Origin of the sequence: Pseudomonas sp. EGD-AK9 (genome assembly GCF_000465935.2) — a bacterium.
In the GTDB taxonomy this organism is placed as follows: Bacteria; Pseudomonadota; Gammaproteobacteria; order Pseudomonadales; family Pseudomonadaceae; genus Aquipseudomonas.
In genome coordinates, this window is the sequence record NZ_AVOF01000634.1 from 1 (window position 1) to 1,057 (window position 1,057).

Annotated in this window: 2 protein-coding genes; both read right to left on the reverse strand. The window is 71.0% G+C overall.

What is annotated here, in order from left to right; genetic code table 11:
* Nucleotides 1-512: ChaN family lipoprotein (locus tag N878_RS21940; RefSeq protein WP_021445670.1), on the reverse strand; the 512-nt coding region annotated here is incomplete at its 3' end.
* A 16-nt stretch (nt 513-528) separates the two neighbouring features.
* On the reverse strand, nt 529-1,057 hold a 529-nt coding region (locus tag N878_RS21945), incomplete at its 5' end, for an ATP-binding cassette domain-containing protein (RefSeq protein ID WP_021445671.1).

The following is a 1,057-nucleotide window of genomic DNA, read 5'->3' on the forward strand; positions in this document are numbered from 1 at the left end:
GGCCGCTGCCGGTAGATCTGCAGAATCTCGGCGCGCTGCAGATTGGCCGCCAGCAACGGATAGGGCTGGCGCAGCTGGTGCAACACCAGCGGCCCGTACAACGACCAGTCCCAGCCCGGCTGCCAGCTCAGCGCGCCGAAGGGGTCGTCGGGCAGTCGACCGGCGCGGGCGGCGGCCTGGGCGGCGGCGACCTTGTCCTGCTGATCGGGCGTGAGCATTTCCAGCAGCACGCTGCCCTGCGGGCGCCGTTTTGCCAGCTCGCGTGACAGCCACAGCTGCAGCGCATGGTGATCGGGATTGTCATGCTGCTCGCCGACCAGCACCCGCTCGGCCCGTGCCAGCCGTTCGACCAGCTGCTGCGGGCTGATCGAGCGACCGCTGGCCAGCTCGAGGATACGGCCGAGGTCGGCGTGCTCGCGCCCCAGCGGCGCGATGGGCGCAGGCGGCGGCAGCACCTCGCGGGACTGACAGGCTGCGACCAGAACCAGACAGCAGAGCAGAAGGATGCGCATGGATGCCCCTGAATCGTCAGCGCGCCACGATCAACGGATGACCGCGCTCGGGATGAGTCTGCACCAGCACCTCCAGACCGAACACCGCCTGCAGCGGCTCGGCGCGCAGCACTTCGGCCGGCGTGCCGAAGGCATGCGCCCTGCCCCGCTCCAGCAACAGCAGGCGGTCGCAATAACGGGCGGCCAGGTTGAGGTCGTGGAGGATCACCAGCACCGCGGCGCCGGCCTCGGCCAGACGCCGGGTGGCCTGCAGGCAGGTGTGCTGGTGCAGCGGGTCGAGCATCGAGGTTGGCTCGTCGAGCAGCAGTATCTGCCCTGCCCCGCCCGGCCACAGCTGCGCCAGCACCCGCGCCAGGTGCACGCGCTGGCGCTCGCCGCCGGACAGCGCCAGGTAGCTGCGTCCGCTCAGGTGCGCGGCATCCGCCGCACGCAGCGCTTCCTGGACGATCTGCGCATCGCGCGCACGGCCGCTGGCATGGGGCAGACGGCCCATGGCGACGACCTCCTCGACGCGAAAGGCGAAATTCAGGCTCGAGCTCTGCGGC